The sequence below is a fragment of the Spirillospora sp. NPDC047418 genome (genome assembly GCF_040643275.1).
Classification (GTDB): Bacteria; Actinomycetota; Actinomycetes; order Streptosporangiales; family Streptosporangiaceae; genus Spirillospora.
Genome location: NZ_JBEYTW010000174.1, coordinates 1 through 7,244, shown reverse-complemented (window position 1 = coordinate 7,244; position 7,244 = coordinate 1). Strand labels below are relative to the sequence as shown.

The following is a 7,244-nucleotide window of genomic DNA, read 5'->3' as shown; positions in this document are numbered from 1 at the left end:
ACTACACCCCCCCCAACCCCCCCCGGTATCCTTGCCCCGGGGGGGTTTTTTTTTTACGCCCGCCCAAATAACAACAACACGCCGCAGATCAACGAGGTGGGGGGCTAGTCGGTCGCGGGCTGGCCCGCCGCCAGGGGGACGGTGACGTCGGCGGTCAGCGTCACGGCACCGGCCGCGCGCTGGTAGTCGAACAGGCCCGTGATGGGGACGATCTGGAGATCGATGTCGCTGCCGCGATCCACGGCCAACGAGATCGCTTCGATGGTGCGGGTTACGGTGCGCGGCTTGCCGTCCAGGACGACCGGGATCGGCGTGGCCTGGTTGCCGACGACGACACCGGTCTTGCGGTCCACGAGTTGCGCGAACAGGAAGGTGCGGGGCTTGGTGGCCAGGCCGCGGTAGCGGAGGGTGACCTGCGGCGTCCCGACGGCCTGGGCAGACGCGGCGGGGGCCGGAAGGTGCACGTTGACGGCCTTGGTCGCGGGCAGTGCGGCCACAGCTGGCAGCGGCAGGCCGCCGGGGCCACCGCCCTCCCCGCCGTCGTCCAGGTACTGGAGGGCGTCGGCCCGGGAGAAGGCCATCGCCCCGGACCCGGTGGCGCGCAACGTCCCCTGCCGCTCGGGCGGGTAGGACGGAGCGGTGCGGTAGACGCCGTTCTGGTCGATGTACTCGAATCCGGCGCCCGTGTCGACGGGCTTGTTCCGCAAGTACTTGTCGAACCAGGTCAGGGTGGCGTTGGTGGTGTGGTCGGCCGGGCCTGGCTTGGTCGAGCAGACGCCGTGCCCGCCGCAGAACCACACCATCTTGACCGGCACGCCGTTGCCCGCGAGGGTCTTGTAGTTGGCGATGGCCTCGCGCAGCGGGAACAGGGTGTCGACCGTGCCCTGGAGGAGCAGCGTCGGCGCGGTGATGCGCTCGACGAGGTAGTCGGGGCCGTGGGCGCCGAACCAGTCGGCGACGTCCTTCGGAACGGTGCCGCTGGCCATCCCGGTCACACAGCCCTTGGTCACCTGCCAGGAGAGCCGGTTGCCGGACTGGAGCCCGCCCGAGCACAGCAGCAGTCCCCAGCCGGAGCGGAAGATCTCGTCGGGGTAGAGGCTGTTGAGCAGGCTGTTGAAGGCGATGGTCGGCGCGATGGCGTCCACCCGCCGGTCCAGCCCGGCGGTGACCAGCTGGATGCCGCCGCCGTAGCTGCCGCCCGCCATGCCTAGCCGCGGGTCCCCGGCGCGGTCGAGCCGGACCTCCGGCTGCCGGGCGATCCAGTCGATGAGCGCCTGCACGTCCCGGCCCTCGACGCGCGGGTCGTCGACGTTGGCCTCGCCGCCGGAGCCGAAGCCGCGGGCGTTCCAGGTGACGACGTTGTAGCCGGCGCCGAGCAGCGTCCCGAGCATGCCGCCCGCCGGGTCGGTCTCGGCGCGTCCGGCCCAGCCGTGGCCCAGCATGATCACCGGCCGCCGCTCGCCGGCGCGCAGGCCGGGCGCGCGGAAGAAGTACGTGACGATGCCGGTGCCGTCGAAGGAGCGGACGGTCACCTGCCGCGACGCGTCCTCGGCCGCCGCCGCGGGGGTGAGCGTCCCCAGCACGGTCACCACCGACAGGACGGCTGCGAGCGCGAGACGCCGCACTCCGGCGCGAGGGGACATGCGCGACTCCGGGGCCAAGATCCACTACCGACGAGTAAGTAATACCTTGCACGGCCCGCCTTGCCTAGACCTGCGGCGCCGTCCACCTCCGGCCGCGCCCCCGCCCCCGCCTCCCAGGTCCCGGCTCCCGGAAAGTACTTGACGGATCGGAAAGTAGAAAGTACTTTCCTACTTGGCAAGTACTTCTCAAGGAAGCAGGCGGTCCCCCCATGAACGACTTCACCAACGCAGCCGAGGCCCTCTCCGCGATCGAGCAGACCCAGCAGCGGGCCTACGCCGACCAGCGCCTGCCGATGTGGTACCTCCCGGGCGTGATCACCCTGGGCACCACCGCCGCGATCGCCTCCGACGTGGACGGGACGGCCCAGGTCGTCCTCACCGCCGTGGCCGTCGCGGGGCTCCTCGGCCTCGTCACGACGCTCTCCACCCGGATGCGCATCAGGTTCCGGCCGGGCACGTGGACACCGAAGGCCGGCACCCTCATGGCCCTGTGGATCGCCTCGCTCTTCGTCGTCTGGGGCGTGGTCCCGCTCATCGCCGGCGCGTTCACCGACTCGGCCGTCTGGCAGAAGGCGATCGCGGGCGCCGTCACCGTCGTCTACGCGGCGGCGACCACCCGTCCGGTCGAGAGCCTGGTGCTGGCGCGGCTGGCCGGGAAGGTCGCCCGATGAACCTCGACCCGGTCATCCACACGCCGGCGCGGCTGCAGATCATCTCCCTGCTGGCGACCGCGACCGAAGCCGAGTTCGCCTTCGTCCGCGACAGCCTCGACATGAGCGACTCGGTCGTGTCGAAGCACGCCAGTGCGCTGGAGAAGGCGGGCTACATCGAGATCCGGAAGGGCTACGTCGGCAAGCGCCCCCGGACCTGGTTCAAGCTCACCAAGGAAGGCCGCCGCGCCTTCGACGACTACGTCACCACCCTCCAGCAGATTGTCGGCCGCCCCCTCGCCGACACCCCCCACACCGACCGCTGACCGCGACGCGGCGATGGTTTATCTTCTTGGGCATGGATCACCGGGGTGAGTTTCGTTCGGCAGCGCTTGAGTTGGGAATCCCGGACGACGAGATCAGCAGATTCAGCCAGCACCTTCGTCTGTCGATCGGATTGTACGCGGGTGGCGGTGGCTCTCCGGTCGGGCAATTCGGTGGGCTGCCCCAACTCCCGGTGGGCATGAAATGGCCATCCGCCGGGGGCAGTTCGTTGCCGCTCCTCTTCTCTGTCGATTGTGGGGCGCTGCCGAGAGTCGACGGCCTCGACCTCCCGGCTGACGGAACGCTGCTCTTCTTCGTGGACCAGGAGATGGACCACGAGGACACTTCCGGGAGGTATGCGCAAATCGTGTATGTACCGGACGACACTGAAACCGCGGTCGCGGAAGCCCCCGATTCCGTGGGCGTCCAGGAGCATCTCGACGTCAACTCCAACCTCGTCTCCGGACTGCCCCTTTGGCTCCAGGAGGGCGACGAGGACTGGCACGAGTACTGGGAGGACCTCGATTTTGAGGACATGTCGCCCTTCCAGCAGCAGTTGGCCCGGTACATGGAGCGCGACCTGCCGCACCTGGACGAACTCCGGGCTCTGGCCTACGAACTCTGGCCGTCCGGCGCCGGCGTCGTCATCGGCGGGTACGCCGATGACGACGTGATCAACAGCATCGCGGAGCAGACCCTCGCGGGACGCGAGAAGGCAGGCGAGATCCCCGCCATCCCCATCGCGAAATGGTATTCCCACCTGGAGGAGGAAAAGCACCGACTGACGAGCGAATGGATATCGCTCGCCAGAGAACTCCCGGAGTACGAGGTCTACTGCACGAGTTTTGTGATCCGCCACGACGACTTGGCCGCCGCCCGCCTGGACAAGGCACTGGCCGTGACCACCTTCGAAGCACCATGACCAACCCGCCACCCCGGTAAAGTGACGCCACCGGCCACCGGCCACTGTCCACCGACCCGCCAACCCCGCTCACGCCCTCGTCTGCCCGGTCGAGCACGTGACCGCACTGCACACTGCCGAGCCATCGCTGCTGGTCGAGGTGTTCAACGTGGTCGCCTGCCTGACGCACTCCGTCCCGCCGGCCTTCGGGGCGGTGGGAACCACCGGGCTCAACAACAACGACACGCCGAACCAGATGATCTCCCACCTGCATGTGCACGTCATCCCGCGCTACGACGGCGACAACCTCGTAATCCCCAACCCCGGCAAGGCCCCGGCACCCCGCGACCTACGGCTCCAACTGGCCACACACCTACGACAGACCTTGTCCAACCCCACCGCCTCGCCCACCTGACGAACGTCGAGGCGCGGCGACCCCGTGATCATCGGCGCCAGAATGGTCACATCGGCCGTCCCGGAGGTTCGACCGAAGTCTTTCCGACATGTCGGACGCTCGGGCACCGGACGAAGAGATACAGGTGCTTCTACCCCTCCAACTCGCCCCGTGATAGCGTTCAGTGCATATAGCGTTCAATGCATGGGGCTGTATGACGTTGAGATTGAGCCTGAAATCCGCGACTGGCTGGACTCGCTCGCTGACCGAGATTTCGGCCGTGTCGACTGGTTCGTCGCACTCCTCGCGGAGAACGCCGAGACCTTGGGAGAGCCGTGGTCACGGCATCTGGGCGACGGACTCAGGGAACTCCGCCTCCACCTTCATCCACGCGAGGTCCGCGTCACGTACTGGCTCGCCCCTGGCCGCCGGATCGTCCTGCTCACGGTCTTCTGCAAGTCGAGGGAGCGCGAGATCGCCGAGGTAGAGCGTGCAATGCGTGCACGCAAGCAGTGCGAGGCCGGACACGGCCATGCGCAAGGGGACGACTACATCAGGGAGGTGTGAGATCGTGCCACAGCACAACAGCCCGCACCGTCGATGGGTGCCCGGGGCGGGCCGCGACAACGATGAAGTTCGTGCGGGGCGTGACGAAGCTCGCCTGGCCTTTGAACTGGGCAACGCGGTCCGCGAGCGTCGGCTGGCCTTGGGACTGACCCAAGCAGAACTCGCCAAGAGGGCGGGCCTGACTCAGCCTGCTCTCTCCCGTTTGGAGTCGGGTGGTCCAACCCCGACGATCGGGGTCCTCGATCGACTCGCACATGCGCTCGGCGCCAGGCTCAGGGTGGAGTTCACCGACGCCGCATGATGGCGTCCCCGAGGCGATCAAGAACGTGGACACCCCCGCCCACATGTGCGGGGGGCGTCGCTACCCCGACCCGTCGCCGAGGCCGTAGGTGTTCGGTGTTCGGTCATGACCGAACACCGAACACTCGACAGGAGAGTTTCTCCGATATGGCGGGGGTAGATCCGGATGCCTGGTTGGCGCGCGGTCCACAGCGACACCACGATCGGCCCCCAGCTCCGCAACGCTCAGACCTGCCGTCGAGACGGCACCGGCACCGGATGGACGACCGTCCTAACTCACGCAGCAGGTCGGGCAGTAGACGCCGCCGGGCTCGGCATGATCCCTCATCCTGGCGACACACGACCCCTGCGGCGGCGACGCGAGTGTCACCCAGCATGGCCTCGCAACCTCTGGGACGAACTGGAACGCGCGCACCGCTGGTGGCGGTGTACCCAGGGCGGCCCGAGCCGGAACGCTACGGCGTGACGGCGACGCGAGGACGAGCCTCCGTCCATCATGGGCGGAGGCTCGTCGTAAGGTCGGGGACGTCTCTCAGGGCAGGTCGGGGACGTTGCCCTTGATGCGGCTCGTGAAGGCGCGCCAGTCGGCGGCGGCGAAGGTCAGTTTCGGGCCGTCCGGATCCTTGGAATCCCGGACAGCAACCTGGGGGGTCAGGCCCGCGACCTCGACGCATTCGCCACCGTGATGATCGCTGCGGCTAGCCTTGCGCCACTTTACGGCTGACAGATCGGGTGTGGTCATCCGTACTCCTCCATGACGCTTTTGATCAAGGATCGCGACTCCGCGAAGCGGAGTGCATCACCTCGCAGTGAGTTGTACGTTACTGCAAAGTCCCGCACGACCCTTGGGTCCTGGATGAGCAATCCCTGCCCGCCCATCTCTCCGTATACGACGTCCGGCGCCTTGGCGAAGCCCAAGATGACGAATCCTCCCGCATATCCCGGGTAGTACCTGGGGCTACGCGGAACAACGTCGATCGAGATGTTGGGACGCTCGCTCATGCTGAGAATGTGTTCGAGTTGCTCTCGCATCACCTCTGGGCCCGCCACCTCTCGCCGCAGGACACCCTCGTCGATGGTGAACCAAGCGTCCGGTGCTCCCTCACGGGTCAGCACGCTCTGGCGCTTCAGGCGTTCCTGCACGAGGCGCTCGGCGGTCTCCGGATCCTGCCGGTAGCCGACGACCGCCCGCATGTAACTCTCGGTCTGGAGTAGCCCGCGGACAAGGGTCAGGTCGAACGCTCGCATTTGGTTCGCTTCGACCTCTCGTTCCATGTACTCGGCGAAGCCGGGCGGGAGGATGCCCTGGTGGCGGGTGTCGATGATGCGCTTCCACTGCCGCTCGAAGACCCCGTTGGTCTTGAAGAACGTGTCGAGGTTCTGGGCGAAGGTCTTGGACGGGATGCTCTTGGCCGCCTCGATCTGGCTGATCCACTGCGGGGTGTAGCCGAGGGTTTCGGCCAGGGCGACCTTGGTGAGGCCGGCCTGCGTTCGCCATGCCGTCAATTCGGTGGCGAATGCCTGAATTGCGGGGGCTTCATATGGTTCGTTGCGCGATCCCATGGGGGGCTCCTACGTGTAACCCATTCCGGGGTTTCGTTGATCTCTCGGGAGGTTGCGGGCTCCACCTGGGGGGTTGCTGGCGGCGAAGAACACAACGCTGTGATTCTTATAACACATTCACCGCCAGCGAATCCGACCTCGGGGCCTTCCTTGAAAGACACATCTTCGTTCGATAACCCTGCTCTCGATCAGCTCCGAAAGGACTTTCCGGGACATCGCATTTGGCGGTCGCGCCGCTGGGACGGGAAGCTCGGCGAATACGTCGCCACGCTCATCGACCCGGAGGCCGGTGTCGACGCCACGGTGATGCGGCCGGACCCGGCCGAGTTGCGCGCTGAGCTGAGGCTGGAGGCTCTCCGGGCGCGTGGTGCCGTCCGGAGACTCTGGTGACGGACCGGGCCCGTCGCCAGGGCGGGCCGTCCTTCGGGACGGTCCGAGGAGGGGAGGAGGTGGTGCGGCCGGTCGGTCTTCCCCCGCTATGGCCGGCCGCACCATCTCTGCTGGACGGCTTGCGGGCGCGGCGTCATCTGCGGCGCCTCGCCCGCCTGCTGCGGCGGCGCGGGTGGAGCACCCAGGCCCGGTTCGGAGGCGCGATACCGCTGTTGCGGGTGTTCGATCCGCGTGTGCCCTGCATCGGCGACAGCGTCATGGTGGTCCGGGACGAAGCAGGCCGGTGGTGGTTCAAGTCCGGCACCGGTGAATTGCTGGCGCCCTGTGACGAGGTAGGCGCCGCCTGCGTCAGGATCGCGGAGCTGCTCGTCCCGTGGGTGGTCTGTGCGCTCGGTGGACGGCCGCCGAATTAGCAGGCTAGTACTCCAGTTGTAGATCGCGATCTTCATGCTTGAGTGGCTTGTCGGTGGTAGTGGCTGGCCTGGGATCGGGCCTGGTGACGGCGTCGCCAG

General features: G+C 67.4%; 9 protein-coding genes and 1 pseudogene. 7 read left to right on the top strand and 3 right to left on the bottom strand.

Going from position 1 to position 7,244, the window contains the following annotated elements:
- Window positions 1–104 precede the first annotated feature (104 nt).
- Window positions 105–1,643 (bottom strand): alpha/beta hydrolase family protein, encoded by a 1,539-nt coding sequence (locus ABZ806_RS44455; protein ID WP_500225935.1) that lies wholly within the window; start codon window positions 1,641–1,643, stop codon window positions 105–107.
- Between the two features lie 209 nt (window positions 1,644–1,852).
- Between ABZ806_RS44455 and ABZ806_RS44450 the strand changes: the two genes are divergently transcribed.
- The 6 genes and pseudogenes from ABZ806_RS44450 to ABZ806_RS44425 all read left to right on the top strand — a co-directional run bounded on the left by ABZ806_RS44450 (window position 1,853) and on the right by ABZ806_RS44425 (window position 4,780).
- The gene (locus ABZ806_RS44450; RefSeq protein ID WP_500225934.1) at window positions 1,853–2,314 is read left to right on the top strand and encodes a hypothetical protein; all 462 of its coding nucleotides are present in this window, start codon (window positions 1,853–1,855) and stop codon (window positions 2,312–2,314) included.
- Window positions 2,311–2,619 carry a winged helix-turn-helix domain-containing protein gene (locus ABZ806_RS44445; protein WP_500225933.1) on the top strand — a complete coding sequence of 103 codons (309 nt, stop codon included), beginning with the start codon at window positions 2,311–2,313 and terminating at the stop codon, window positions 2,617–2,619. The genes ABZ806_RS44450 and ABZ806_RS44445 overlap by 4 nt, the downstream gene beginning before the upstream one ends.
- Before the next feature lie 32 nt (window positions 2,620–2,651).
- A complete protein-coding gene (locus tag ABZ806_RS44440) occupies window positions 2,652–3,539 on the top strand; it encodes a DUF1963 domain-containing protein (protein WP_500225931.1) in 888 nt (295 codons plus the stop codon).
- Window positions 3,540–3,603: 64 nt separating this feature from the next.
- Window positions 3,604–3,933, top strand: a pseudogene (locus ABZ806_RS44435) (HIT family protein); the annotation flags it as partial.
- Window positions 3,934–4,116: 183 nt separating this feature from the next.
- Window positions 4,117–4,479 carry a type II toxin-antitoxin system RelE/ParE family toxin gene (locus ABZ806_RS44430; protein ID WP_500225929.1) on the top strand — a complete coding sequence of 121 codons (363 nt, stop codon included), beginning with the start codon at window positions 4,117–4,119 and terminating at the stop codon, window positions 4,477–4,479.
- A gap of 4 nt (window positions 4,480–4,483) precedes the next feature.
- Window positions 4,484–4,780 carry a helix-turn-helix domain-containing protein gene (locus ABZ806_RS44425; protein WP_500225927.1) on the top strand — a complete coding sequence of 99 codons (297 nt, stop codon included), beginning with the start codon at window positions 4,484–4,486 and terminating at the stop codon, window positions 4,778–4,780.
- A 531-nt stretch (window positions 4,781–5,311) separates the two neighbouring features.
- On the opposite strand, the gene ABZ806_RS44420 is transcribed toward ABZ806_RS44425, so the two are convergent.
- Window positions 5,312–5,521 carry a DUF397 domain-containing protein gene (locus ABZ806_RS44420; RefSeq protein ID WP_500225924.1) on the bottom strand — a complete coding sequence of 70 codons (210 nt, stop codon included), beginning with the start codon at window positions 5,519–5,521 and terminating at the stop codon, window positions 5,312–5,314.
- On the bottom strand, window positions 5,518–6,342 hold the full coding sequence (locus ABZ806_RS44415; RefSeq protein WP_500225923.1) for a helix-turn-helix domain-containing protein: 825 nt from the start codon (window positions 6,340–6,342) through the stop codon (window positions 5,518–5,520). Before ABZ806_RS44415 ends, ABZ806_RS44420 begins: the two co-directional genes overlap by 4 nt.
- 449 nt (window positions 6,343–6,791) lie before the next feature.
- On the opposite strand from ABZ806_RS44415, the gene ABZ806_RS44410 reads away from it, so the two are divergent.
- A complete protein-coding gene (locus tag ABZ806_RS44410; protein WP_500225922.1) occupies window positions 6,792–7,145 on the top strand; it encodes a hypothetical protein in 354 nt (117 codons plus the stop codon).
- Window positions 7,146–7,244: the final 99 nt, after the last annotated feature.